General features: G+C 59.8%; 21 protein-coding genes. 12 read left to right on the forward strand and 9 right to left on the reverse strand.

Annotation, left to right across the window (positions count from 1 at the left end; translation table 11 throughout):
- Positions 1 to 17 precede the first annotated feature (17 nt).
- On the forward strand, positions 18 to 1,094 hold the full coding sequence (gene mnmH / locus AC6CWS_RS07990) for a tRNA 2-selenouridine(34) synthase MnmH (protein WP_065882801.1): 1,077 nt from the start codon (positions 18 to 20) through the stop codon (positions 1,092 to 1,094).
- A 117-nt stretch (positions 1,095 to 1,211) separates the two neighbouring features.
- Here mnmH and AC6CWS_RS07995 read toward each other — a convergent pair whose 3' ends face one another.
- Complete coding sequence (locus AC6CWS_RS07995; protein WP_065882802.1) at positions 1,212 to 2,357, reverse strand: porin; 1,146 nt, start codon at positions 2,355 to 2,357, stop codon at positions 1,212 to 1,214.
- A gap of 91 nt (positions 2,358 to 2,448) precedes the next feature.
- On the opposite strand from AC6CWS_RS07995, the gene AC6CWS_RS08000 reads away from it, so the two are divergent.
- Positions 2,449 to 2,562: a hypothetical protein gene (locus AC6CWS_RS08000; RefSeq protein WP_032428640.1), complete on the forward strand. Its 114-nt coding sequence runs from the start codon at positions 2,449 to 2,451 to the stop codon at positions 2,560 to 2,562.
- Here the strand turns inward: AC6CWS_RS08000 and ybbP are convergent.
- Both ybbP and ybbA read right to left on the reverse strand, forming a co-directional pair.
- Positions 2,539 to 4,953, reverse strand: coding sequence for a putative ABC transporter permease subunit YbbP (gene ybbP / locus AC6CWS_RS08005; RefSeq protein WP_080901324.1), 2,415 nt, complete (start codon positions 4,951 to 4,953; stop codon positions 2,539 to 2,541). The two genes, AC6CWS_RS08000 and ybbP, sit on opposite strands and share 24 nt — an antisense overlap.
- The gene (gene ybbA, locus AC6CWS_RS08010) at positions 4,950 to 5,636 is read right to left on the reverse strand and encodes a putative ABC transporter ATP-binding protein YbbA (protein WP_102004594.1); all 687 of its coding nucleotides are present in this window, start codon (positions 5,634 to 5,636) and stop codon (positions 4,950 to 4,952) included. Before ybbA ends, ybbP begins: the two co-directional genes overlap by 4 nt.
- Here ybbA and tesA point away from each other — a divergent pair.
- Genes tesA through AC6CWS_RS08025 form a run of 3 tightly spaced genes read left to right on the forward strand, consistent with a single transcriptional unit; the run spans position 5,607 to position 7,942 of the window.
- Positions 5,607 to 6,230, forward strand: coding sequence for a multifunctional acyl-CoA thioesterase I/protease I/lysophospholipase L1 (gene tesA / locus AC6CWS_RS08015; RefSeq protein ID WP_050533146.1), 624 nt, complete (start codon positions 5,607 to 5,609; stop codon positions 6,228 to 6,230). The genes ybbA and tesA overlap by 30 nt on opposite strands.
- Complete coding sequence (locus AC6CWS_RS08020; RefSeq protein WP_072096484.1) at positions 6,220 to 7,029, forward strand: SDR family oxidoreductase; 810 nt, start codon at positions 6,220 to 6,222, stop codon at positions 7,027 to 7,029. Before tesA ends, AC6CWS_RS08020 begins: the two co-directional genes overlap by 11 nt.
- A 58-nt stretch (positions 7,030 to 7,087) precedes the next feature.
- The gene (locus tag AC6CWS_RS08025; protein WP_101994825.1) at positions 7,088 to 7,942 is read left to right on the forward strand and encodes a co-chaperone YbbN; all 855 of its coding nucleotides are present in this window, start codon (positions 7,088 to 7,090) and stop codon (positions 7,940 to 7,942) included.
- 81 nt (positions 7,943 to 8,023) lie between these two features.
- On the opposite strand, the gene fetB is transcribed toward AC6CWS_RS08025, so the two are convergent.
- Together fetB and fetA are read right to left on the reverse strand one after the other, a co-directional pair.
- The gene (gene fetB, locus AC6CWS_RS08030; protein WP_004204721.1) at positions 8,024 to 8,806 is read right to left on the reverse strand and encodes an iron efflux ABC transporter permease subunit FetB; all 783 of its coding nucleotides are present in this window, start codon (positions 8,804 to 8,806) and stop codon (positions 8,024 to 8,026) included.
- Positions 8,793 to 9,470, reverse strand: coding sequence for an iron efflux ABC transporter ATP-binding subunit FetA (fetA, locus tag AC6CWS_RS08035; protein ID WP_065882804.1), 678 nt, complete (start codon positions 9,468 to 9,470; stop codon positions 8,793 to 8,795). Before fetA ends, fetB begins: the two co-directional genes overlap by 14 nt.
- Positions 9,471 to 9,610: 140 nt before the next feature.
- On the opposite strand from fetA, the gene AC6CWS_RS08040 reads away from it, so the two are divergent.
- Together AC6CWS_RS08040 and AC6CWS_RS08045 are read left to right on the forward strand one after the other, a co-directional pair.
- Positions 9,611 to 10,528, forward strand: a complete 918-nt coding sequence (locus AC6CWS_RS08040; protein WP_004204723.1) for an SPFH domain-containing protein — start codon at positions 9,611 to 9,613, stop codon at positions 10,526 to 10,528.
- A complete protein-coding gene (locus AC6CWS_RS08045; RefSeq protein WP_065882805.1) occupies positions 10,525 to 10,983 on the forward strand; it encodes an NfeD family protein in 459 nt (152 codons plus the stop codon). Before AC6CWS_RS08040 ends, AC6CWS_RS08045 begins: the two co-directional genes overlap by 4 nt.
- Here AC6CWS_RS08045 and cueR read toward each other — a convergent pair.
- Positions 10,980 to 11,390, reverse strand: coding sequence for a Cu(I)-responsive transcriptional regulator (cueR, locus tag AC6CWS_RS08050; protein ID WP_004204725.1), 411 nt, complete (start codon positions 11,388 to 11,390; stop codon positions 10,980 to 10,982). The genes AC6CWS_RS08045 and cueR overlap by 4 nt on opposite strands.
- A gap of 106 nt (positions 11,391 to 11,496) precedes the next feature.
- On the opposite strand from cueR, the gene copA reads away from it, so the two are divergent.
- The 3 genes from copA to ybaK all read left to right on the forward strand — a co-directional run bounded on the left by copA (position 11,497) and on the right by ybaK (position 15,604).
- A complete protein-coding gene (gene copA / locus AC6CWS_RS08055; RefSeq protein WP_044521405.1) occupies positions 11,497 to 13,998 on the forward strand; it encodes a copper-exporting P-type ATPase CopA in 2,502 nt (833 codons plus the stop codon).
- 130 nt (positions 13,999 to 14,128) lie between these two features.
- Positions 14,129 to 14,923, forward strand: a complete 795-nt coding sequence (locus AC6CWS_RS08060) for a TraB/GumN family protein (protein ID WP_065882806.1) — start codon at positions 14,129 to 14,131, stop codon at positions 14,921 to 14,923.
- 201 nt (positions 14,924 to 15,124) lie between these two features.
- Positions 15,125 to 15,604, forward strand: coding sequence for a Cys-tRNA(Pro)/Cys-tRNA(Cys) deacylase YbaK (gene ybaK, locus AC6CWS_RS08065; RefSeq protein ID WP_004204728.1), 480 nt, complete (start codon positions 15,125 to 15,127; stop codon positions 15,602 to 15,604).
- 90 nt (positions 15,605 to 15,694) lie between these two features.
- On the opposite strand, the gene ushA is transcribed toward ybaK, so the two are convergent.
- Positions 15,695 to 17,347, reverse strand: coding sequence for a bifunctional UDP-sugar hydrolase/5'-nucleotidase UshA (ushA, locus tag AC6CWS_RS08070; RefSeq protein ID WP_032734896.1), 1,653 nt, complete (start codon positions 17,345 to 17,347; stop codon positions 15,695 to 15,697).
- 369 nt (positions 17,348 to 17,716) lie between these two features.
- Here ushA and AC6CWS_RS08075 point away from each other — a divergent pair, with 369 nt between their 5' ends.
- Positions 17,717 to 18,937, forward strand: coding sequence for an MFS transporter (locus AC6CWS_RS08075; RefSeq protein ID WP_023288656.1), 1,221 nt, complete (start codon positions 17,717 to 17,719; stop codon positions 18,935 to 18,937).
- A gap of 225 nt (positions 18,938 to 19,162) precedes the next feature.
- Positions 19,163 to 20,839 (forward strand): YbaL family putative K(+) efflux transporter, encoded by a 1,677-nt coding sequence (gene ybaL / locus AC6CWS_RS08080; protein WP_023288655.1) that lies wholly within the window; start codon positions 19,163 to 19,165, stop codon positions 20,837 to 20,839.
- 34 nt (positions 20,840 to 20,873) lie between these two features.
- Here the strand turns inward: ybaL and AC6CWS_RS08085 are convergent, their stop codons facing one another.
- Together AC6CWS_RS08085 and hemH are read right to left on the reverse strand one after the other, a co-directional pair.
- The gene (locus tag AC6CWS_RS08085; RefSeq protein WP_023288654.1) at positions 20,874 to 22,178 is read right to left on the reverse strand and encodes an inosine/guanosine kinase; all 1,305 of its coding nucleotides are present in this window, start codon (positions 22,176 to 22,178) and stop codon (positions 20,874 to 20,876) included.
- Between the two features lie 63 nt (positions 22,179 to 22,241).
- Positions 22,242 to 23,204, reverse strand: coding sequence for a ferrochelatase (gene hemH, locus AC6CWS_RS08090; RefSeq protein ID WP_065882807.1), 963 nt, complete (start codon positions 23,202 to 23,204; stop codon positions 22,242 to 22,244).
- Positions 23,205 to 23,223: the final 19 nt, after the last annotated feature.

Genomic DNA, 23,223 nt, shown 5'->3' on the forward strand with positions numbered 1-23,223 from the left:
ACTTCAGAGGATACCCCATGACCAATGGGACGGATTATCGCGCCATTCTCGCCAGCGATACGCCACTGATTGACGTGCGCGCCCCGGTGGAGTTTAGCCAAAGCGCGATGCCGGCGGCGATCAACCTGCCGCTGATGAATGATGAAGAACGCGCCGCGGTCGGCACCTGCTACAAGCGCCAGGGGCCGGAAGCGGCGCTGGCGCTCGGCCATAAGCTGGTCCAGGGCGACCTGCGCGCCAGCCGGATCCAGGGCTGGCTGGAAGCGTGCGCCCGTTACCCGCACGGTTTCCTGTGCTGCGCTCGCGGCGGCCAGCGCTCGCATATCGTCCAGCAGTGGCTGAAAGAAGCTGGTGTGGATTACCCCCTGATCGTCGGCGGCTATAAAGCGCTGCGCCAGGCGGCGATCCAGGCCACCGACGCGCTGGTACAGCGACCGATCGTGCTGATTGGCGGCTGCACCGGCAACGGCAAAACCCAGCTGGTTTGCTCGCGCCCGGACGGTATCGATCTGGAAGGCCATGCCCACCACCGCGGCTCTTCGTTTGGCCGCACGCTACAGCCGCAGCATCCGCAGGCCACCTTTGAAAACCATCTGGCGGTTAGCCTGCTCAAAAAAGCCGAACAGCAGACGCGCTGGGTGCTGGAAGATGAAGGCCACATGATCGGCGCCAACCATCTGCCGGAGTGCCTGCGCATCCGCATGGCGCAATCGCCGCTGGCGGTGGTGGAAGATCCGTTTGACGTTCGCCTCGAACGGCTGCGCGAGGAGTATTTCGATCGCATGTATCGCGACTTTATCGCCGCCTATGGCGAAGAGAAAGGCTGGCAGGCATATGGCGAGTATCTGCATCACGGCCTGTTCGCCATCCGCCGTCGCCTGGGACTGCAGCGTTTTGCTCAGCTCACTGAACGCCTCGATGAGGCGCTGGCGCAGCAGCAGCGCACCACCAGCACCGAGGCGCACTTCGCCTGGCTGGTGCCGCTGCTGGAAGAATACTACGACCCGATGTATCGCTATCAGTTGGGGAAAAAAGCCGGGAAGATTATTTTTCGCGGCAACTGGCAGGAGGTCGCTGCCTGGCTGGCGGAGTAATCACACCCTCTCTTGTCCCGGCTTGCGGCGTAAACGCCTTAGCCGGGCTACGGGTCCGCAGACGGCGGTGAACCTGTAGCCCCGGTAAGCGCTGCGTCACCGGGGAATGGTTACCGCTTAGAAGTCGTAGCGCAGACGCACCAGGTTCATATCGCCCAGGTTGTCGGTGCTGGAGGTAAACACGTGCTCGTAGTCAACGCGGAAACCATAATCCAGCTGGAAGCTGATCCCCAGACCGTTATCAATACGCTGGTAGTTACGGCCGTTCACATATTCCAGGCGGTCGCCCATAAAGTACGGCTGAATAGATTTAACGGCATATTGATTGATCGGGAATTTATAGCCCGCAAAATATTCAATCCCCCAGGCGTCGCCGGCGAAGTAATTATGGACATCGGTTTTTTTGGTAGTGAGGAAGTTCTGATACCAGCCGCCGCCGAAGGAGAAAGTCCAGTTATCCGGGGTCCAGCTCAGCGCGGTACCGACGATGTTCTGGTCATAGGTTTTGCTGTCGGAACTTGACGGGTCGCGCATTTCGGCGCGGGTGTAGTTCCACGCGGTCCCCCAGGTCAGATCCCTCATGATGTGGTAGTCCGCGCCAATAGAACCGCCGCCTTTACGTTTATAGCGCAGACCATTACCCGGCAGGTATTCGCTGTCTTCGAACAGATAGGAGCCGTAAAGATCGACATCGCCAACGGTTTTCTTATATTTCAGCATATTACGTGAACGATAAGAACCATCATAATCGCCGTTAATACCGTTGCCCGGCGCCTGGGCAATCATATCGTAGTCCCAGATATCGGTTTTCACCCCGACCACATCATAGTAAATACTGTTTTGCTGACCGTAGGTTAACGTCCCCCAGGTATCGCTTTTCAGGCCGGTATACAGCATGCGGCGGGTGGTATTGTTCGCCCCTTCCGCGTAGTGATTATCCCAGTCGAACAGCGCCGGAATATTCACCCCCAGCTCGTAGTAGCTGATCCAGCTAATATCATCGAACAGATAGTAGTCCGCGGCGAAACGAAAGCGGGTGCCGCCGTCAAAACCGTTGCGCTTATAGGAGCCTTTATCCCCGTCGCCGGTCATCATATTGAACTGCGGGCGGATACTTCCGCCGACGGTAAAGTTAAGCCGGCTTAACGGATCCCCCGCCTGCGGATCCTGTTTTAGCAGGGTGATCTCCGCGTGGGCAGCCAATGACGTTAACGCTAATGCTGCGCCGATCGAGATCGCCAGCGTTTTTATTGTGTGTGCCATAGTTTTTCCTTGATTAATAAGCAACCTTATATTTTCCAGTTGAATATTAACCGCGAATCAGCACAGCGTGTTGCTGGGTTTTTAATGTTTCGTGCGCTTAAAAATCAATGGTTTATCAATTTGTGCGCTTAAAATAAAAGCGCCGCCAAAAACGGCGGCGCATCATCAACATGTAATATTCTTACTGGCTAAACTGACGGAATAGCGCTTTCCCTTTTAATAAACGCAGCCCCAGCCCGCCGCCGCACAAGGATAACAACACCGCTCCCGTCAGCGGCAGCATCACCCACAGCCGCCAGTCCGGCGCCCAGGGAAAATCAAAGACTTTAGTCTGCAGCATCGCCAGCGCCACTTCGGCGCCTATCGCCGCCACCAGGCCGGAGACCAGCCCCAACAGGGCAAACTCCGCCCACAGCGTGGCGCGCAGCAGCGATTTCCCGGCCCCCAGCGTGCGCCAGACCACCAGCTCCTGATGACGCTGACGCATACCGACCTGCACCTGCGCCAGCAACAGCAGCACGCCGCAGGCCGTCACAAGGCCTACCATCACCTCCAGCGCCCGGCTGACCTGGGAGAGCACCTGGCCGACCTGGCGCAGGATAGCGCCAATATCCAGCAGACTGACGGTGGGAAACTCGCGGTTCAGCTGGGTCAACATCGCAGGACCGTTATCCCAGCGGAAGCTGGTGAGCCAGCTCTGCGGCTGCCCGTCCAGCGCCCCGGTGGGGAAAATAAAGAAGAAGTTTGGCCGCAGGCTCTCCCAGTCGACTTTGCGCACGCTGCTCACCTTCGCGCTGAACTCCTGCGTATCGCCGGTAAAGGTCACCGTATCGCCGATTGTCACTCCCAATCGCTGCGCCAGCCCCTCCTCAATCGATACCTCGCCCTGCTTCGGCGGCCAGCTGCCGGCCACCAGCGGATTATGATCCGGACGCTGTTCGCTCCAGGTGAGATTAAGCTCGCGATTCAGCGCTTCGTCTTTATTCCCGTCCGTGGACTGGCCGTTGATCTGCGTCAGACGAGCCCGGACGATCGGATAGAATTCCGCCGCCCGCGTCTGATGTTCGGCGAGGAAGGTCTTCACCGGCATTATCTGCTCAGGGGCGATATTGATCAGGAAGTAGTTCGGGCTCTCCGGGGGCAGCTGCTGCTGCCAGCGGTCGAGCAGATCGCCGCGCAGCACCAGCAGGAGCGCCAGCAGCATAAACGACAGGGAAAACGCCGCCAGCTGGCTGAGGGTCGACCACGGCTGGCGAAGCAGGCGATTCACCGCCAGACGCAGCGGCAAGGCTCTGAGCGTCAGGCGTTTGAGCAGCCACAGCAATCCCCAGCCCACCAGGCCGCACAGCAGCGCCAGCACCACCGCCCCGGCCAGCACTGACCACAGCAGCGGACTGCCGCCCATCAGCCACGCCAGCAGGCCCACCACCACGGCGCTGACCGTCGGGATCCAGATTTTTAACGGCCAGACGCTGGCCACCACGTCCTGGCGCAGCACTCGCAGCGGCAGGGTCGCCAGCAGCAGCCGATACGGCCGCAGGCCCACCAGCAGGGAAATCACGCCGGTCGCGCCCACCGCCCACAGCCACGGCCAGCCGCTGGCCGGCGGGAGCGCGGCGGGCAGAACCGGTTTGAGCACCAGCAGCAGCAGGCGCTCCAGCGCCAGCCCCGCCACCCCGCCGGTTATCACCGACAGCGCCAGCAGCAGCAGCCACTGACCGACAATCAGCTTGCGCAACTGCACCCGTCCGGCGCCCAGCGTCTTGAGTATGGCGACCAGATCGTAGCGGCTGCGGCAGTAGTGGCCCATCGCCACGGCCACCGCCGCGACGGCCAGCAGCAGCGTCAACAGCGCGGATAACAACAGGAATTGCTGCGAGCGTTCGAGGGATTTGCCCAGCGCGCTGTCGTCCTGTTCAAGACCAATCCAGCGATGCTCCGGGCCGAGTTTCGGCAGCAGCCACTGCTCATAACGGGCCAGCTGTTCAGCGTCGCCGGCGAACTTATATCGCCATGCGACGCGACTGCCGGGCTGCACGGCGCCGGTCTTTGCCACGTCGGCCATATTCATCATCAGCCGCGGCGCCATCTGGAAGGGGTTAAACCCCGCATCCGGCTCCTGAATCACTTCCCCGGCAATGCGCAGCGTGGCGTCGCCAACGTCAATCGTATCGCCGGTTTTCAGGTTCAGCAGCGCCATCAGCCTTGGCGCCAGCAGGACGCTGCCCGCCCGGGGCTTCAGCCCCGGCGGCTGCGTCTCGAGAGTGCCATACAGCGGATAGCGGTCATCCACTGCCTTGACGTCCGCCAGCTGCGGCGTATCGCCCGCAAAGGTCATGGTGGCGAAGCTCAGCTGTTCGCCGACGCTCAGCCCTGACTTCCGCGCTTGCGCGATCCACTCAGCGGGCACCTCGCGCGAACTGCGCAGCGTCCGGTCGCCCGCCATAAACTCACGGCTTTGCTGGCTGAGGCCTTTCTCCATTCGATCGCTTATCGACCCCAGGGCCAGCACGCAGGCCACGGCGAGGCTTAACGCCAGCCAGACGATCAGCAGCGACGGCGAGCGCCATTCGCGCCAGAACCAGCGGGCGATCATGCTTCCTCCCGCAGCTGGCCATCCACCAGACGCAGACGGCGGCCGCAGCGCGCCGCCAGCAGCGGATCGTGAGTGACGAGGATCAGGGTGGTGCCGTGTTCGCGATTAAGCGAGAACAGCAGATCGGCAATTTTGTCCCCGGTCTGGCGATCGAGGTTGCCGGTGGGCTCATCGGCGAACAGAATGGCCGGACGCCCATTGAAGGCCCGGGCCAGCGCCACCCGCTGCTGTTCGCCGCCGGAGAGCTGCGCCGGCAGGTGGTGCAGGCGTTTGCCAAGCCCCAGTTGCTCGAGCAGCGCCCGGGCATCGCCCCGGCTCTGGCTATCGCTGGCGCCGCGCAGCAGCGCCGGCAGCTCGACGTTCTCCAGGGCGCTGAGCGTTGGGATCAGCATAAACGACTGAAATACAAAACCGACGTGCTGCGCCCGCAGCGCCGCCCGCGCCTCCTCATCCATCCGATGCAGCGGTTTGCCCAGCATCGATACTTCCCCGCTGCTGCCATCGTCCAGGCCGGCGAGGATCGCCAACAGGGTCGATTTACCGGAGCCCGACTCGCCGATCAGGGCGATGGTCTGCCGCGGTTTGACAACCAGCTCAACTCCGGTAAGGATGGTGAGCTGATGCTCCCCCTGACCGACGGACTTCTTAAGATGATGAACTTCAAGTATGTTTTCCGCTGGCATGTGCCTTTCCTGTTTTTGTTCCTGTTTACCTGCCGCGCGATGGCGGCGGACACGCTGCTGATCCTCGGCGACAGCCTGAGCGCTGGCTATCGGATGGCGGCCAACGCCGCGTGGCCTGCGCTGCTCAATGAGAAGTGGCAGGCGAAAACGCCGGTGGTGAACGCCAGCATCAGCGGCGATACCTCCCAGCAGGGACTGGCCCGTCTGCCAGCGCTGCTTAAGCAGCATCAGCCGCGCTGGGTGCTGGTTGAGCTCGGCGGCAACGACGGGCTGCGCGGATTTCCGCCGCAGCAGACCGAGCAGACGCTGCGCACCATCATTCAGACGATCAAAGCGGCCAACGCCGAGCCGCTGCTGATGCAAATTCACCTGCCGGCGAACTATGGCCGCCGCTATAATGAAGCCTTCGGCGCGATTTACCCGGCCCTGGCCAAAGAGTTCGCTATTCCTCTCCTGCCCTTTTTTATGGAGGAGGTGTATCTGAAACCCCAGTGGATGCAGGACGACGGCATTCACCCAAATCGCGACGCGCAGCCGTTTATCGCCGACTGGATGGCGAACCGGCTGGCTCCCTTAGTTAATCATGACTCCTGAACGCCAGGGGTCGCTGACAGGTAAAGTTATGCAAAAAACGGTTTTAGTGACAGGCTGTTCCAGCGGAATTGGTCTGGAAAGCGCGCTGGATTTAACCCGCGAGGGCTTTCGCGTGCTGGCAGCCTGCCGCAAAGCGGAGGATGTGGCGCGGATGCAGGAGCTGGGGCTAACCGGTATTTTGCTCGATCTGGACGACCCGCAGAGCGTGGAGCGCGCGGCGGCGGAGGTGATTGCGCTGACCGATAATCGTCTCTACGGCTTGTTCAATAACGCCGGATACGGCGTCTATGGCCCGCTGAACACCATCAGCCGCCAGCAGATGGAACAGCAGTTTTCCGCCAACTTTTTTGGCGCCCATCAGCTCACCATGCTGCTGCTGCCGGCGATGACCCCGCACGGCGAAGGGCGCATCGTGATGACCTCCTCGGTGATGGGGCTTATCGCCAGCCCCGGCCGCGGGGCCTACGCCGCCAGCAAATATGCCCTTGAGGCATGGTCCGATGCGCTGCGCATGGAGCTGCGCCACAGCGGTATTCAGGTCAGCCTGATTGAACCGGGCCCGATCCGCACCCGCTTTACCGATAACGTCAACCAGACGCAAAGCGACAAGCCCGTTGAAAACCCGGGCATCGCCGCCCGTTTTACCCTCGGGCCGGAGGCGGTGGTGGAAAAAGTGCGCCACGCTTTTACCAGCGATAAGCCGAAGCTGCGCTACCCGGTCACCCTGGTCACCCACGCGGTGGCGCTGCTCAAACGCCTGCTGCCAGCCCGCGCGATGGACAAAATTATCCACGGCTGAGTTGAAGCGCGGAATGCCGCCCCCATGTAAAACAGAAATCGACTAACGAGAAATGCCCATGTCCGAACAGAATATTGTCAACATTAGCGAAGCGAACCTGCAGCAGACGCTACAGCAGTCTATGAACGTCCCGGTGCTGTTTTACTTCTGGTCTGCCCGCAGCCAGCACTGCGAACAGCTGACCCCGGTTCTTGAGCGTCTGGCCGCGCAATACAATGGCCAGTTTACGCTGGCGAAGGTCGATTGCGACGCTGAGCAGATGCTCGCTTCACAGTTTGGTCTGCGCGCCATCCCTACGGTTTATCTGTTCCAGAACGGCCAGCCGGTGGACGGTTTTGAAGGCCCGCAGCCGGAAGAAGCGATCCGCGCCCTGCTGGATAAAGTCCTGCCCCGCGAAGAGGAGCTGAAAGCTCAGCAGGCGCTGGCCCTGATGCAGGAAGAAAAATACGCCGATGCCCTGCCGCTGCTGAAGGAAGCCTGGCAGCTGTCGAATCAGGAGAGCCAGATTGGCCTGCTGCTGGCGGAAACGCTGATTGCCCTGCACCGTTCCGATGAAGCGGAAAGCGTGCTGAAAACCATCCCGCTGCAGGATCAGGATCCCCACTATCAGGGTCTGGTGGCGCAGATTGAGCTGCTCAAACAGGCCGCCGACACGCCGGAAATCCAGCAGCTGCAGCAGCAGGTGGAACAGAATCCGGAGGATGCGCTGCTGGCCTCCCAGCTGGCGCTACAGCTGCATCAGGTCGGGCGTAACGAAGAAGCGCTGGCGCTGCTGTTCAGCCATCTGCAGAAGGATTTAGGCGCCGGCGACGGCCAGGCGCGCAAGATGCTGCAGGAGATCCTCGCCGCCCTCGGTACCGGCGATGCGCTGGCCGCCAAATACCGCCGTCAGCTCTATTCGCTGCTGTACTAATCCGTTGCCTGCCCCGGATAGCGCTGCGCTATCCGGGCTATGCGAACGAGGCGCAACGTAGCCTTAGCAACCCGGGATCGTTCACGGGCGTTTTTTCAGCTGCGTCACCACCAGCTGATGGCGGGCGTTGAAGAACTTCCGGTAGGTCAAATAGCCGGCGATAATCGTCGACAGGCTGGCGGTCGACAGCAGCATAAAAGTTACCATGATCTGGTACTTAATCGCCTTCACCGGGTCAATACCGGCAAAAATTAGTCCCGACATCATCCCTGGCAAACTCACCAGGCCGACCGTTTTCGCTGAATCGACGGTGGGAATCAATGACGCGCGGATGCTGTCGCGGATCAGCCGCGCCGAGGCCATCTTCGGCGTCGCGCCGAGGCTGAGCTTCTCCTGAATCTGCTGCTGCTCGCTGCTGAAGCGCTGGCCCATATTGTTGTAGCACAGCCCCACCGCCACCATGGCGTTCCCGGCCACCATCCCGGCAATCGGGATCACCTGCATCGGCACGAAGGCTATCGAGCCAGAGAACACCAGCACCGCCAGCGTCAGCCCGGCGCCGGTGGTGATGGCGATAAATGACGAGACAAACGCCTTATCGATATATTTACTGCGCTTTTTGGCATTCCACGCCGCGTTAAAGCAGATAAACAGCACCATCAACAGCGTCAGAACCGCATGGTTGACGTTAAAGATATATTTCAGCACATAGCCGACGATAATCAGCTGCACGATCGCCCGGCAGATGCTCCAGAGAATATCTTTTTCCAGCGCCAGCTTTTCCCGATAGCTCACCAGAATAGCGATCAGCACCAGCACCATCGACAGCGCCAGCGATTCGTTCGTAATGTTATGCCCGTTCATGCTGTGCCTCCCGCATGTTTCCGCCGGCAGGTTGCAGCGTAATTACTTCATCGGCATGCGAAATTTCATTGCGATCGTGGGTGACCCAGAGAACAGCGACCTGTTTTTCCGTCGCGTAGCCATGAATAATGTCATTCACATTCTGTTTATTACTCTCATCCAGCGCGCTGGTAATTTCGTCCAGCAGCAGCACGCGCGGCAGAAATTGTAAATTGCGAATCAGCGATACGCGCTGCTTTTCACCGCCCGACAGTTCGTTAATCGATTTTTCCAGCATATTTTCGCTAAGACCAAAGCGCTGCAGATCGGCCACCAGCGCCTGCGGATCCGGTTGTTTATTACGGATCTGCCACGGAAAAATCAGGTTATCGTAAACCGAATCCCCGAACAGCGCCGGCGTCTGCGCACAATAAGAGACCTGCTGGCGATACCTTTCCGGCGACAGCGTCGCGACATCGGCATCATCGAAAAACAGACGTCCGGAGGTCGGGCTGAGCAGCGAGGCGATAATTTTCAGCAAGGTGCTTTTCCCGCAGCCGGAAGGCCCGGTAATCAACTTGAATTCCCCGGGTCTGAGCTGAAGGTTGATATTATGTAAAATAACTGCGTCGTCGGTCTTAAATCCCACATCCTCGAGACGCAAAAGCGCGTTATTTTCCTTCATGAGTCTTCCTGATTATTTTCTGAAACACCGCTAGTTTACCCCACTTTCCTTTCTCCAGGATGAGGAGAAAGATATACTCAATTTAAACATGCGCTATTTCCTTGTAGCGCCCCACCAGGCAACAAGACAGGAGGTTTTTGATGCTGATTTTTATTCCTATCCTTATTTTCGTCGCGCTGGTCATTGTGGCCGCGGCGGTGAAAATCGTCCCGCAGGGCTACCAGTGGACGGTGGAGCGCTTCGGGCGTTTTACCCAGACGCTGCAGCCGGGATTAAGCTTAGTCGTGCCGTTTATGGACCGCATCGGCCGCAAAGTGAACATGATGGAGCAGGTGCTCGACATCCCGTCACAGGAGGTGATCTCCCGGGATAACGCCAACGTCACTATCGACGCCGTTTGCTTTATTCAGGTGGTTGACGCGCCGAAGGCCGCCTACGAGGTCAGCAATCTTGAGCAGGCGATCGTCAACCTGACGATGACCAACATCCGTACCGTGCTCGGCTCGATGGAGCTGGACGAAATGCTCTCCCAGCGCGACAGCATTAACACCCGCCTGCTGCATATCGTTGACGACGCCACCAACCCGTGGGGGGTGAAAATCACCCGCGTCGAAATTCGCGACGTTCGCCCACCGGCGGAACTTATCGCCTCGATGAACGCCCAGATGAAAGCCGAACGAACCAAGCGCGCTTATATTCTCGAGGCCGAAGGGGTGCGTCAGGCGGAAATACTGAAAGCGGAAGGGGAAAAGCAGTCGCAGATCCTCAAGGCGGAGGGCGAGCGGCAGTCCGCGTTCCTGCAGGCGGAGGCCCGCGAGCGTTCCGCTGAAGCGGAAGCCCGCGCCACCCAGATGGTCTCCTCGGCGATCGCCTCAGGCGATATTCAGGCGATCAACTACTTCGTGGCGCAGAAATACACCGATGCGCTGCAGCAGATTGGTGCCGCCAACAACAGTAAAGTGGTGCTGATGCCGCTGGATGCCAGCAGCCTGATGGGATCGATCGCCGGGATCAGCGAGCTGATCAAAGAAGGCGCTGGCGATCGGAAAAAATCATGATCGACCTGATCCTCGCCCACCCCCATCTGTTCTGGCTAAGCCTCGGCGGGCTGCTGCTGGCGGCCGAGATGCTGGGCGGCAGCGGATACCTGCTATGGAGCGGCGTCGCCGGCGTGGTGACCGGCGCCCTGACCTGGCTCCTGCCGCTGAGCTGGGAATGGCAAGGCACGCTGTTTGCCGTCCTCACCCTGCAGGCGGCGTGGCTGTGGTCGAAGTGGCTGCGCAAGCGCGTCAAACTGCAGCGTCCTGCCGATGCTCAACTCAACCAGCGCGGGCTACAGCTGATTGGCCGCCGTCTGACGCTGGATACCCCCCTGGTAAACGGCCGCGGCCACGTGCGCGTGGGCGACAGCTCCTGGCCGGTGATGGCTGACGAGGACCTCGCCGCGGGCAGCAAGGTCGAAGTAGTCGCCGTGGAAGGGATTACGCTGCGGATCAGACCCGTTGTTCGTTAAGCCTGCGCCTTGCGATGACAGCAGCCGGAAAGATTATCGATAATCGGGCACTCCGCGCTGTCGTCGCCGGGGCAGGATTCAGCCAGCGCCAGCAGGTGCGCGCGCATATTTTGCAGCTCGCGGATATGGTTCTCGATATCCGCCACTTTCTCCAGCGTGCGTTTTTTCACATCGGCGCTGTGCCGTGACGGGTCGTTGAATAGCGCCACCAGCTCGCGGCACTCTTCCAGATTAAACCCCACCTGCCGCGCCTGACGCAGCAGCGTGAGCTCATCGAGATGCTGCTGACCGTAGGTGCGGTAGCCGTTTTCGCTCCGCAACGGCGGCGTCACCAGCCCCTTCTCTTCGTAAAAACGAATCGCTTTGCTGGTTAAACCGGTTTTTTTCGCCACATCGCTGATATTCATTTTTTCTCCTTGACCTTCCCCTTGCTGGAAGGTTTAACCTTCTTAATACTCGATGAAAGAGTGGTTCTGGTCAATCGTTGACCGGAAAATTATTCAGGAGTTATTTATGTCTAACACTATCGACCTGACGCTGGATGGCCTCTCCTGCGGCCACTGCGTTAAACGCGTGAAAGAGAGTCTGGAGCAGCGTCCTGACGTTGAGCAAGCGGAAGTCACCCTCACTGAAGCCCATGTGACGGGCAGCGCCAGCGCACAAGCGCTGATTGAAACCGTTAAACAAGCCGGATACGGCGCGGAGCTCAGCCACCCAAAGGCTAAACCGCTGGCAGAATCATCAATCCCGTCGGAAGCACTGACAGCGGCCACTCCTGAGCTTCCGGCAGCCCATGACGAAGATGACAGTCAACAGCTGCTGATCAACGGCATGAGCTGCGCCAGCTGCGTCTCCCGGGTACAAAACGCGCTTGCCGCGGTGCCGGGCGTCTCACAGGCGCGGGTTAACCTGGCGGAACGCACGGCGCTGGTGATGGGCAGTGCGTCCGCCGCAGAATTAGTGCAGGCGGTGGAGAAAGCGGGCTACGGCGCGGAGGCGATCGAGGACGATCTGGAACGCCGCGAACGGCAGCAGGAAACCGCCATCGCCACCATGAAACGTTTTCGCTGGCAGGCGATTGTCGCCCTGCTGGTCGGCGTGCCGGTGATGGTCTGGGGCATGATCGGCGATAACATGATGGTCAGCGACGACAACCGTTCGCTGTGGCTGGTCATCGGCCTCGTCACCTTGGCGGTGATGGTCTTCGCCGGCGGCCACTTCTACCGCAGCGCGTGGAAAAGCCTGAAAAACGGCACTGCCACCATGGATACGCTGGTGGCGCTCGGTACCGGCGTCGCCTGGCTGTACTCGATGAGCGTCAACCTGTGGCCACAGTGGTTCCCGATGGAAGCCCGCCATCTCTATTACGAAGCCAGCGCAATGATTATCGGCCTGATTAACCTCGGCCATATGCTGGAGGCCCGCGCCCGCCAGCGCTCCTCAAAAGCGCTGGAAAAACTGCTCGACCTGACGCCGCCTTCGGCGCGGGTCGTTACGCCCGAGGGCGAGAAAGATCTGCCGCTCGCTGAAGTTCAGGCCGGCATGACGCTGCGCCTGACGACCGGCGACCGCGTCCCGGTCGACGGCGTGATAAGCCAGGGGGAAGCCTGGTTTGATGAAGCGATGCTCACCGGCGAACCGGTACCGCAGCAAAAAGGCGACGGCGACGCCATTCACGCCGGCACCGTAGTGCAGGACGGCAGCGTGCTGTTCACCGCCAGCGCCGTCGGCAGCCAGACAACGCTGGCACGTATTATCCGCATGGTGCGCCAGGCGCAGAGCAGCAAGCCGGAGATCGGCCAGCTGGCGGATAAAATCTCCGCGGTGTTTGTCCCGGCGGTGGTCGCCATTGCGCTGATTAGCGCTGCGATCTGGTACTTCTTCGGCCCGGCGCCGCAGATCGTCTATACCCTGGTGATCGCCACCACGGTACTGATTATCGCCTGTCCGTGCGCCTTAGGCCTGGCGACGCCGATGTCGATTATCTCCGGCGTTGGCCGGGCGGCGGAATACGGCGTGCTGGTGCGCGACGCCGATGCTCTGCAGCGCGCCAGTGAACTCGACACCCTGGTGTTCGATAAAACCGGCACCCTGACCGAAGGCAAGCCGCAGGTGGTGGCGGTGAAAACTTTCGCAGACGTTGATGAGATGACCGCGCTGCGTCTTGCCGCCGCGCTCGAGCAGGGTTCAAGCCATCCGCTGGCGCGAGCGATCCTTGATAAAGCCGGAGACAGCCCGTTGCCGGAAGTGAGCGGCTTCCGCACCCTGCGCGGCCTTGGCGTCAGCGGCGAAGCGGAAGGCCATCGCCTGCTGCTCGGTAACCAGGCATTGCTCAACGAGCAACATATCGCCACCGGCGATATAGAAAGCGAGATGATGGCGCAGGCCTCGCGCGGGGCTACGCCGGTGCTGCTGGCGGTAGATGGTCAGGCGGCCGCGCTGTTCGCCATCCGTGACCCGCTACGCGAAGACAGCGTCGACGCTCTGGCGCGCCTGCATCGTCAGGGCTACCGCCTGGTGATGCTCACCGGGGATAACCCCACTACCGCGAATGCTATCGCCAAAGAAGCCGGCATTGATGAAGTGATTGCCGGCGTGCTGCCGGACGGTAAAGCCGACGCCATTAAGCGTCTGCAGAGCCAGGGGCACAAAGTGGCGATGGTGGGCGATGGGATTAACGACGCCCCGGCGCTGGCGCAGGCGGATGTCGGGATCGCCATGGGCGGCGGCAGCGATGTCGCCATTGAAACGGCGGCGATCACCCTGATGCGCCATAGTCTTCACGGCGTGGCCGATGCGCTGGCGATTTCGAAGGCGACCTTACGCAATATGAAGCAGAACCTGCTGGGGGCCTTTGTCTACAACTCGCTGGGCATCCCGATTGCCGCCGGGATCCTCTGGCCGCTGACCGGCACGTTGCTCAATCCGGTGGTCGCCGGCGCGGCGATGGCGCTGTCGTCGATTACCGTGGTGAGTAACGCTAACCGCCTGCTGCGCTTTAAACCAAAAGCGTAAGCGCTGTCCAGGAAAGCGGGCGCTGACAGGGTCGGCGCCCGCTTTTTTACCGGGACAAGAAAAGCCCGCTGGAAGGGTGACGTGTATCACCATATGCGCTAGCATGAATGCCTCACACTTCGGAGCGCGTATGGGCCTGTTAAACCGGATAAAAATGCTGTGGCGAGCCGCCGTCGGCTCGTCTTATTCCTGGCCTGCGATGGATATCGTCCTGCCCGGCGAACGCTATCTGCACCTCGTCGGCAGCATCCATATGGGCACCCGCGATATGGCGCCGCCGCCAGCGAAGCTGCTGAAAAAAATACGCCAGGCCGATGCGTTAATCGTTGAGGCCGATATCAGCGGCAATGAAACCCCGTTTAGCCATCTCCCCGCTTATCCGCCGCTGGCGGAGCGCCTGAGCGACGCGCAGCTGAGCGAGCTACAGACGCGAGCCGGTGAACTCGGCCTGTCGGTCGCGCTATTCGACAGCCAGCCGCTGTGGCAGGTGGCGATGGTTCTGCAGGCCACCCAGGCGCAGAAGCTGGGGCTGAGGCCGGATTACGGTATCGATTATCAGTTGCTGATGGCCGCCCGCGAGAGCAACATAGCGGTGATGGAGCTGGAAGGCGCCGACAGCCAGATCGCGCTGCTGCGCGACCTGCCCGATGGCGGAATGGCGCTGCTGGAGGATACGCTGACCCACTGGCGCACCAACGCCCGTTTACTGCAGGTCATGATCGGCTGGTGGCTGGAGCAACCGCCGTCGCGCGGCGCGGTATCGCTGCCGACGACCTTCAGCCAGTCTTTGTATGATGTGCTGATGCACCAGCGCAATCTCTCCTGGCGCGAGACGCTGCTGGCCCTGCCGCCGGGCCGCTACGTGGTCGCCGTCGGCGCGCTGCATCTGTATGGCGAAGGGAATCTGCCGGATATGCTGACATAAAAAAATGGCCAATATTGCTATTGGCCCGTCAAAGAGGAATTTCATCATTATTATTATCCCGGGATTTGCATCCCGGATCGTCTGATTGTCGCTCAAAGTGACCATCACTGCCAACACTATTGCGCAAGATGGTACTATTTTTTAGACAACCTGCGGGCGTATTCTAACGTCACGCAAAACCGGTTGGTAAGAAGGATAGCTATGACTCCCGCCGTTAAATTACTCGAAAAAAACAAAATCCCCTTTCAGATCCACAGTTACGATCACGATCCCAATGAGACCAACTTCGGTGATGAAGTGGTGCGCAAGCTCGGCCTCAATGCCGACCAGGTTTACAAGACCCTGCTGGTCGCCGTAAATGGCGATATGAAGCATCTGGCGGTCGCCGTCACCCCGGTCGCCGGGCAGCTGGATTTGAAGAAAGTGGCGAAAGCGCTGGGCGCCAAGAAAGTCGACATGGCCGACCCGATGGTGGCGCAGCGTATCACCGGCTATCTGGTGGGCGGTATCAGTCCGCTGGGGCAGAAGAAGCGCCTGCCGACGGTGATTGACGCCCCGGCGCAGGAATTTGCCACCATTTACATTTCCGGCGGCAAACGCGGGCTGGATATTGAGCTGGCGGCCAGCGATCTGGCGCAGCTGCTGGATGCGAAGTTCGCCGATATCGCCCGCCGCGATTGATGACGCGCCCCGTCGCCCGGTGAGCGCAGCGCCACCGGGAAAGCGCCCGGATAGCGACGCAGCGCGCTTTATCCGGGCTTCCCCTCAGGGTTACTGCCAGCTCACCTCGCCTTTCGGCTCATAGGCGGCGGCATCCAGCGGCGAGTTCTTCTCGATATACTCTTTCAGCACTTCGGCATCGATAAAGCCGGTATTCACATACCCGGGTTTATCGGCGATGTTCGGATAGCCATCGCCGCCGGTGGCGTTAAAGCTCAGCGTCGCCATCCTGTAGGTCTTCGCCGGATCCACCGGTTCGCCTTTGATTTTCAGATCGTTCAACTTGCCGTCTTTGGCCACAAAGCTGACGTTCGCAAACTGCGGATAGGCGCCGGAATCCGGCTTCATCTGCGCGACGGCGGTCAGGTAATCCACCACCTCTTTGCCGCTCATATCGACATAGGTCAGCACATTGCCGAACGGCTGGACCTTCATCACATCCTTGTAGGTGATATCGCCCGCCTCGATGGAGTCGCGGATCCCGCCGCCGCTCATCACCGCGAAATCCGCGTTACTGCGCGCCATCTGCGCCGCCAGCAGCAGGTGGCCCATATTGGTCTGTACGAAGCGCACTTTACTGCGATCGCCCTCCAGATGACCATTCACGCTGCCGATCTTGACCTGCAGTTGCGCCTTACCTTTGTTCTGGAACGGCGTCAGCAGCGACATCATCTGCGGGTTCTCCGCGATCTGCGGCGTATACAGCACCCGCTCGCTTTGGCCGTTATCGTATGTCACTTTTTTCTTCAGGTTGACCGGGATCAGCTGATAGTGCACCAGCTTCATCTCACCGTTGCGGAACTCAAAATCGGCGCGGCCGACGTATTTGCCCCACTCATGCGCCTGGACGATCCAGATACCGTTCTGGCGATCCGGGGCGCACGGCGTCCCTGGCACATAGTCGACCTGTTTTTTATTTTCCGAAGCCATGCACACCGGATCCTGCGAGTGACCGCCGACGATCATCGCCAGCGAGCCCGCGGGTAAACTCCGCGCCATCTCGACATCCCCCGGCGCGTTAGACCCGTGGTTGCCGTTGTCATAGTGGCCCATATGGGTGGTGGCCAGGATCACGTCCGGCTTTTCATTCTGCTGCAGCTCCTGGATCACCAGCTTCGCCTCTTCCGCCGGTTTGCGGAATTCGATATCGGTGAAATATTCCGGATTGCCAATCTTGGCCGTATCGTCAGTGGTTAAGCCAATTACCGCGATTTTTAACCCGCCGCGTTTAAACAGCGCCCAGGGTTTGAACAGCCGTTCGCCGGTGCTTTTCTGATAAATATTGGCCGACAGGAACGGAAACTTCGCCCACTTTTCCTGCTGGCGCAGCACGCTCAGCGGATTATCAAACTCATGGTTCCCCACCGCCATCGCGTCGTAGCCGATCAAGTTCATGCCGCGAAAATCGGGCTCTGCATCCTGTAAATCAGACTCCGGTACCCCGGTATTGATATCCCCGCCGGACAGCAGCAGAACGCTACCGCCTTCGGCCGCCACCTCTTTACGAATACCGTCCACCAGCGTTTTTTGCGCCGCCAGGCCATATTCGCCGTAGTCATTGCGCCAGAAATGGCCGTGGTGATCGTTGGTGTGCAGGATGGTAATTTTATAGGTTTTATCCTGCTCATAGGCCTGCGCGGACAGGCTGCCCAGCGATAAAGCGGCGAATAACGCCAGCGCCACGCTGTGTTTGAAATAATGCATGCTTCACTCCCTGACTTAATCCCAAGTGCCGAAAGTATAGCGAGTTAGCCGCGTTGACAAATATGTTTTCAGAATTGCGACTTCCTTCAAACCTTATCAACAGGTATGTTAGTCGGATAATAATTCTACCCGTCATACTTCAAGTTGCATGTGCGTTGGCAATAACTCGGCCCATCCCTGGGCCTCGCCCTTACGGGCGCAGTGAACTGCGTTCAAATTCGTTCCTGACGAATTTGTCCTCGCTCACCCCAGTCACTTACGAGAGTAAGCTCCTGGGGATTCGCTGCGTCGCCGCCTGCCTGCAACTCGAATTATTTAGGGTAACAACCTGCATTCTCTACAACAAATCGAACTCGCTGAAGTGAACCTATGACAACCAACCAATCCGCTCAGACCTTACCCAGTACCGACGCGCCGCCGCAAAAAGCGCGCACCTCGTTTGGCATCTTAGGCGCGATCAGCCTGTCCCATTTGCTTAACGATATGATCCAGTCGCTCATACTCGCTATCTACCCGCTGCTGCAAGCCGAGTTCTCCCTTACCTTCGTGCAGATTGGGATGATCACCCTCACCTTCCAGCTCACCTCATCGCTGTTCCAGCCGGTGATTGGCTACATCACCGATAAACGATCGATGCCGTGGTCGCTGCCGGTGGGCATGTGCTTTACCCTCTGCGGTTTGATCCTGCTGGCGCTGGCCGGTAGCTTCGGTATGGTGCTGCTGGCCGCCGCGCTGGTGGGTACCGGCTCCTCGGTTTTCCATCCGGAATCATCCCGCGTGGCACGGATGGCCTCCGGCGGCCGTCACGGCCTGGCCCAGTCGCTGTTCCAGGTCGGCGGCAACTTCGGCAGTTCGCTTGGCCCGCTGCTGGCGGCGGTGATCATCGCCCCGTATGGTAAAGGCAACGTCGCCTGGTTCGTGCTGGCCGCCCTGCTGGCTATCGTCGTGCTGTCGCAAATCAGCCGCTGGTACGCCGCGCAGCACCGGATGAATAAGGGCAAACCGAAGCCGGCGATCGTCAATCCGCTGCCGCGCAATAAGGTGATTCTGGCGGTAGGTATTCTGCTGATGCTGATTTTCTCGAAATACTTCTATATGGCGAGCATCAGCAGCTATTACACCTTTTATCTGATGCATAAGTTCGGCTTATCGGTGCAAAACGCCCAGCTGCATCTGTTTGCCTTCCTGTTCGCGGTGGCCGCCGGGACGGTGATTGGCGGGCCCGTTGGCGATAAGATTGGACGAAAATATGTTATTTGGGGCTCTATCCTCGGCGTGGCGCCTTTCACCCTTGTTTTACCCTATGCCAGCCTGGAATGGACCGGGATTTTAACGGTGATCATTGGTTTTATCCTCGCCTCGGCCTTCTCCGCTATTCTGGTCTATGCCCAGGAGCTGCTGCCGGGACGTATCGGCATGGTTTCAGGCCTGTTTTTCGGCTTCGCCTTTGGTATGGGCGGCCTTGGCGCCGCGGTGCTGGGCCTGCTGGCGGACCATACCAGCATCGACCTGGTATATAAAATCTGCGCCTTCCTGCCGCTGCTGGGATTCCTGACGATATTTCTTCCTGATAACCGGCAAAAAGCCTGATTATCCGGCGGCCAAAGTGTAACGCTGGCCGCCGTTACCCCTTGCGCCATCGGCCTGATGCGCGCATTCCTCTCTCGATTTTTCCTTCTGTGCCTTTTCAGCGGCCAATTGCATTTTTTTGCACAATTCAAGAATTATTCATAAACAAAGTGAACGTTTTTGTCATAAACTATTACGCGGACAGGGTAGCAAAATGGACCGATTCACCACTGGAAAGGAGACGGAATGCACCACGCAACACCGCTAATCACCACCATTGTCGGCGGCCTCGTGCTCGCCTTTATTCTCGGCATGATTGCCAATAAGCTACGTATTTCTCCTCTGGTGGGATATCTCTTAGCGGGCGTGCTGTCCGGACCTTTCACCCCTGGCTTTGTTGCTGACACCAAACTGGCTCCGGAACTGGCGGAGCTCGGCGTGATCCTGCTGATGTTCGGCGTCGGCCTGCATTTCTCCCTCAAGGATCTGATGGCGGTAAAGTCGATCGCCATTCCCGGGGCCATCGCCCAGATAGCCGTGGCGACGCTGTTGGGTATGGCGCTCTCCGCCGCCCTTGGCTGGTCGCTGATGACCGGCATCGTCTTTGGTCTGTGCCTCTCCACCGCCAGTACCGTGGTGCTGCTGCGCGCCCTGGAGGAACGACAGCTGATTGACAGTCAGCGCGGGCAGATCGCCATCGGCTGGCTGATTGTGGAAGACCTGGTGATGGTCCTGACGCTGGTCCTGCTGCCGGCGGTGGCCGGTATGGCGGAGAAAGGCAACCTCGGCTTCGCTTCCCTGGCCCTCGACCTCGGGATCACCATTGGCAAAGTGGTGGCCTTTATCGCCATTATGATGCTGGTCGGCCGTCGGCTGGTGCCGTGGATCATGTCGCGCAGCGCGGCCACCGGCTCGCGCGAGCTGTTCACCCTGTCGGTGCTGGCCCTGGCGCTGGGCATCGCCTTCGGCGCCGTGGAGCTGTTTGATGTCTCCTTCGCCCTCGGCGCCTTCTTTGCCGGCATGGTGCTTAACGAATCCGAGCTGAGCCACCGTGCCGCTCATGACACCCTGCCGCTGCGCGACGCCTTCGCGGTGCTGTTCTTTGTCTCCGTCGGCATGCTGTTTGACCCGATGGTGCTGGTCCAGCAGCCGCTGGCGGTGCTGGCGACGCTGGCGATCATTATCTTTGGTAAATCCGCAGCCGCCTTTTTCCTCGTGCGTATGTTTGGCCACTCGCCGCGTACCGCACTGACCATTGCCGCCAGCCTGGCGCAGATAGGTGAATTTGCCTTTATTCTCGCCGGCCTGGGGATGGCGCTTAACCTGCTGCCGCAGGCCGGGCAAAACCTGGTGCTGGCCGGAGCGATCATCTCGATTATGCTCAACCCGGTACTGTTCACTCTGCTGGAGAAATATCTCGATAAAACCGAAACCCTCGACGAGCAGACCCTGGAAGAGGTGCTGGAAGACGAGAAGCAGGTGCCGGTCGATATCTGCAACCACGCGCTGCTGGTCGGTTTCGGCCGCGTCGGCAGCCTGCTGGGCGAGAAGCTGATGGCCCAGGGGATCCCGCTGGTGGTGGTTGAAACCTCGCGCACCCGCGTGGATGAGCTACGCGAGCGCGGGATCAGCGCGGTGCTGGGCAATGCCGCCAATGAAGAGATCATGGAGCTGGCGCATCTCGACTGCGCCCGCTGGCTGCTGCTGACCATTCCCAACGGCTACGAGGCCGGCGAGATTGTCGCTTCCGCACGGGAAAAATGTCCGCATATCGAGATTATCGCCCGCGCCCATTATGATGACGAAGTGGATTACATTATCGACCGTGGGGCCAATCAGGTGGTGATGGGCGAGCGGGAAATTGCTCGCGCCATGCTGCAGCTTCTGGAAACGCCACCCGCCGGTGAAGTGGTCACCGGCTGATGTTCTGCCCTCTCCCGTCGGGAGAGGGACTCGCTTACCGATCCCAGTACGCCTCTTCCAGGCTGTCCTCACGTTCCGGCAGGCCGCGGGTTAAGCGCGGCGAGTGCTGGTTCAGCACCTGATAGCTCACGCGGTTGGCATATTTACACACCTGCGCCAGCGAGGAGTAGGTCAGCCATTTGCATTTGTGTTTGCTGGAGTTGGGGACGTTATTGCGATGGTAGTTATTGGCGGTGATGTCATGCAGCAGCGCCGCCAGCGCGCCGTCCCCTGCGCCGTTGGTGTTCATGATCTTCTCCGGGCCGCCCATATACGGCGCAATGTGCGAATAAATCCGCAGCGGATTGACGCAGTCCTGGTGACGCATCGCGCGACTGAATTCGAACTGGTTAAATTCCGGGATCGCCCCCGGCAGCAGCGGATGCTGGGTCTTACGCTTCGCCTCTTCTTCAGTGAAGCCCGCCATATACAGCCCCGCCGGTCCGGCGGTGCACAGCACCAGGTCGACCCAGTCCAGCGCTTTATCCGCCGCCGTCAGCGGATCGGCAAAGCCGGTCAGTGCTTCCCCTTCCTCTTCATTCATCGCCAGAATCGAGACATGCTCCTGCAGGAACTGCTGCCACCACGCCGGGTTATCGGCAATCACGTATTTGGTTCCAAGAGTTAACACCACCGGCACATCATGCTTTTTGGCATACTCGATGGCTTTCATCGTCGCGTCCGGCATCGGCTCGCCCGGCTTGCAGCGTACCAGGTAGGAGGTCAGCACCAGCGCCGAGGCGCCGGCGATCACCGCTTCCGGAATGCTTTCCGGGCGCAGCTTGTTCATATGACCCGGGCTGATGGCGAAGGTGCGCTCGCCGCTGTCGCTGATCAGGGTGAAGCAGCGGCCAATGGCGCCGTCGACGCCCTGCAGATAGTTCAGATCGGTACGGCTGGAGGTATTGCACAGGTAGCGATAGGCATAGCCGCCGATTTCGATATTGCTGCACATGACGCCAAGCAACACCGAGCGATCGTCCGCCAGCACCGAGTAGTTGTGCATGGTATTGCCGATCGTGCCGCCGGCAAACTGATGGGTAATAAGATTATTGCGCACCAGCTCCTGGTACAGCGCCTCGGCGACGTCATCTTCAATCACCAGCGAGTGGCCCGCGCTCAGGCCGTAGCGCACGATAAACGCCTCATCCACTTTCGCTTCGATATCCACCAGCGTCTGGTCGATACCCACCACCCAGGAGACGCTGGATTCATTCTCCGGCTGAATTTGCTGCAGCAGCGGGTCGCGGGCGTTAACGGGAAAATAGTGTTTGGATTTGCGTTTACCGGGAAATTTCATAGTGGCGCTTAAATAACAGGGAACAAGCGGGAAATAGTAGCATATTCCCCGCCCTGCGCGCGATCAGCGATAAGGCGCCGTCAGGTTGACCATCATCTCAATATGCGCGGCGTCCGCGTTAAGCGCCGGAATGTATTCATATTGCTTTCCGCCCGCTTCGAGGAATATTTCCCGGTTCTGGACGGCGATCTCTTCCAGCGTTTCGAGACAGTCGGCGGCAAACCCCGGGCACAGCACCTGAATATGCTTCGTCCCTTTCTCGCCGAGCATCTTCAGCGTCTCATCGGTGTACGGCGTCAGCCAGGGTTCCCGACCAAAGCGCGACTGGAAGGTCATCATCACCCGCTCCGGCGGCAGCCCCAGCGCGGAGACCAGTTCCCGCGTGGTATCGCGACAGCGCTGAGGATAATCATCCCCCTGATTGGCATAGCGCTGCGGGATCCCATGATAGGAGAGCAGCAGCAGATCCGGTTCCCCATGAACGGCAAACGAGGCGCGCACGCTGGCCGCCAGGGCATGGATATAGTCCGGGTCCCCGGCGTAATCGCGAATAAACGAGATACCGGGAATGGCGCGTTTCTTCGCGAGGATCCGCGCCAGCTCATCCCAGACGGCAGCCACCGTCGAGCAGGAATATTGCGGATACAGCGGCAGCACTACGATGTGCCCCACCCCCTGCGCCAGTAAATCATCCACCGCGCTGGCCAGCGACGGCGATCCATAGCTCATGCCCAGCGCCACCGGGGTATCCGGCAGTCTGGCGGCCAGCGCCTGCTGCTGGCGACGGCTGTATACCATCAGCGGCGACCCCTCTTCCATCCAGACGGACTGATAGAGTTTAGCCACGCGGGGAGAGCGAATCGGCAGTATGACGCCGCGCAGCAGCGGCCACCATAGCAGACGAGACGTATCCACCACCCGTTTGTCGCTGAGGAATTGTCGCAGATAGCGCTTCACCGCACCGGGGGTGGGCGCATCGGGAGTGCCTAAATTGGCCAGCAAGATACCTGTTTTCGTCTGATGCATTACCGCCTCTTAACCATTT

The sequence above is a fragment of the Klebsiella sp. M041 genome, from assembly GCF_059759695.1.

Bases quoted from the DNA above. Each gene is read 5' to 3' on its own strand.
- mnmH (WP_065882801.1), top strand. From the start codon at position 18: ATGACCAATGGGACGGATTATCGCGCCATTCTCGCCAGCGATACGCCA.
- AC6CWS_RS07995 (WP_065882802.1), bottom strand. From the start codon at position 2,357: ATGGCACACACAATAAAAACGCTGGCGATCTCGATCGGCGCAGCATTA.
- ybbP (WP_080901324.1), bottom strand. From the start codon at position 4,953: ATGATCGCCCGCTGGTTCTGGCGCGAATGGCGCTCGCCGTCGCTGCTG.
- tesA (WP_050533146.1), top strand. From the start codon at position 5,607: ATGAACTTCAAGTATGTTTTCCGCTGGCATGTGCCTTTCCTGTTTTTG.
- ybbA (WP_102004594.1), bottom strand. From the start codon at position 5,636: ATGCCAGCGGAAAACATACTTGAAGTTCATCATCTTAAGAAGTCCGTC.
- AC6CWS_RS08020 (WP_072096484.1), top strand. From the start codon at position 6,220: ATGACTCCTGAACGCCAGGGGTCGCTGACAGGTAAAGTTATGCAAAAA.
- AC6CWS_RS08025 (WP_101994825.1), top strand. From the start codon at position 7,088: ATGTCCGAACAGAATATTGTCAACATTAGCGAAGCGAACCTGCAGCAG.
- fetB (WP_004204721.1), bottom strand. From the start codon at position 8,806: ATGAACGGGCATAACATTACGAACGAATCGCTGGCGCTGTCGATGGTG.
- fetA (WP_065882804.1), bottom strand. From the start codon at position 9,470: ATGAAGGAAAATAACGCGCTTTTGCGTCTCGAGGATGTGGGATTTAAG.
- AC6CWS_RS08040 (WP_004204723.1), top strand. From the start codon at position 9,611: ATGCTGATTTTTATTCCTATCCTTATTTTCGTCGCGCTGGTCATTGTG.
- AC6CWS_RS08045 (WP_065882805.1), top strand. From the start codon at position 10,525: ATGATCGACCTGATCCTCGCCCACCCCCATCTGTTCTGGCTAAGCCTC.
- cueR (WP_004204725.1), bottom strand. From the start codon at position 11,390: ATGAATATCAGCGATGTGGCGAAAAAAACCGGTTTAACCAGCAAAGCG.
- copA (WP_044521405.1), top strand. From the start codon at position 11,497: ATGTCTAACACTATCGACCTGACGCTGGATGGCCTCTCCTGCGGCCAC.
- AC6CWS_RS08060 (WP_065882806.1), top strand. From the start codon at position 14,129: ATGGGCCTGTTAAACCGGATAAAAATGCTGTGGCGAGCCGCCGTCGGC.
- ybaK (WP_004204728.1), top strand. From the start codon at position 15,125: ATGACTCCCGCCGTTAAATTACTCGAAAAAAACAAAATCCCCTTTCAG.
- ushA (WP_032734896.1), bottom strand. From the start codon at position 17,347: ATGCATTATTTCAAACACAGCGTGGCGCTGGCGTTATTCGCCGCTTTA.
- AC6CWS_RS08075 (WP_023288656.1), top strand. From the start codon at position 17,717: ATGACAACCAACCAATCCGCTCAGACCTTACCCAGTACCGACGCGCCG.
- ybaL (WP_023288655.1), top strand. From the start codon at position 19,163: ATGCACCACGCAACACCGCTAATCACCACCATTGTCGGCGGCCTCGTG.
- AC6CWS_RS08085 (WP_023288654.1), bottom strand. From the start codon at position 22,178: ATGAAATTTCCCGGTAAACGCAAATCCAAACACTATTTTCCCGTTAAC.
- hemH (WP_065882807.1), bottom strand. From the start codon at position 23,204: ATGCATCAGACGAAAACAGGTATCTTGCTGGCCAATTTAGGCACTCCC.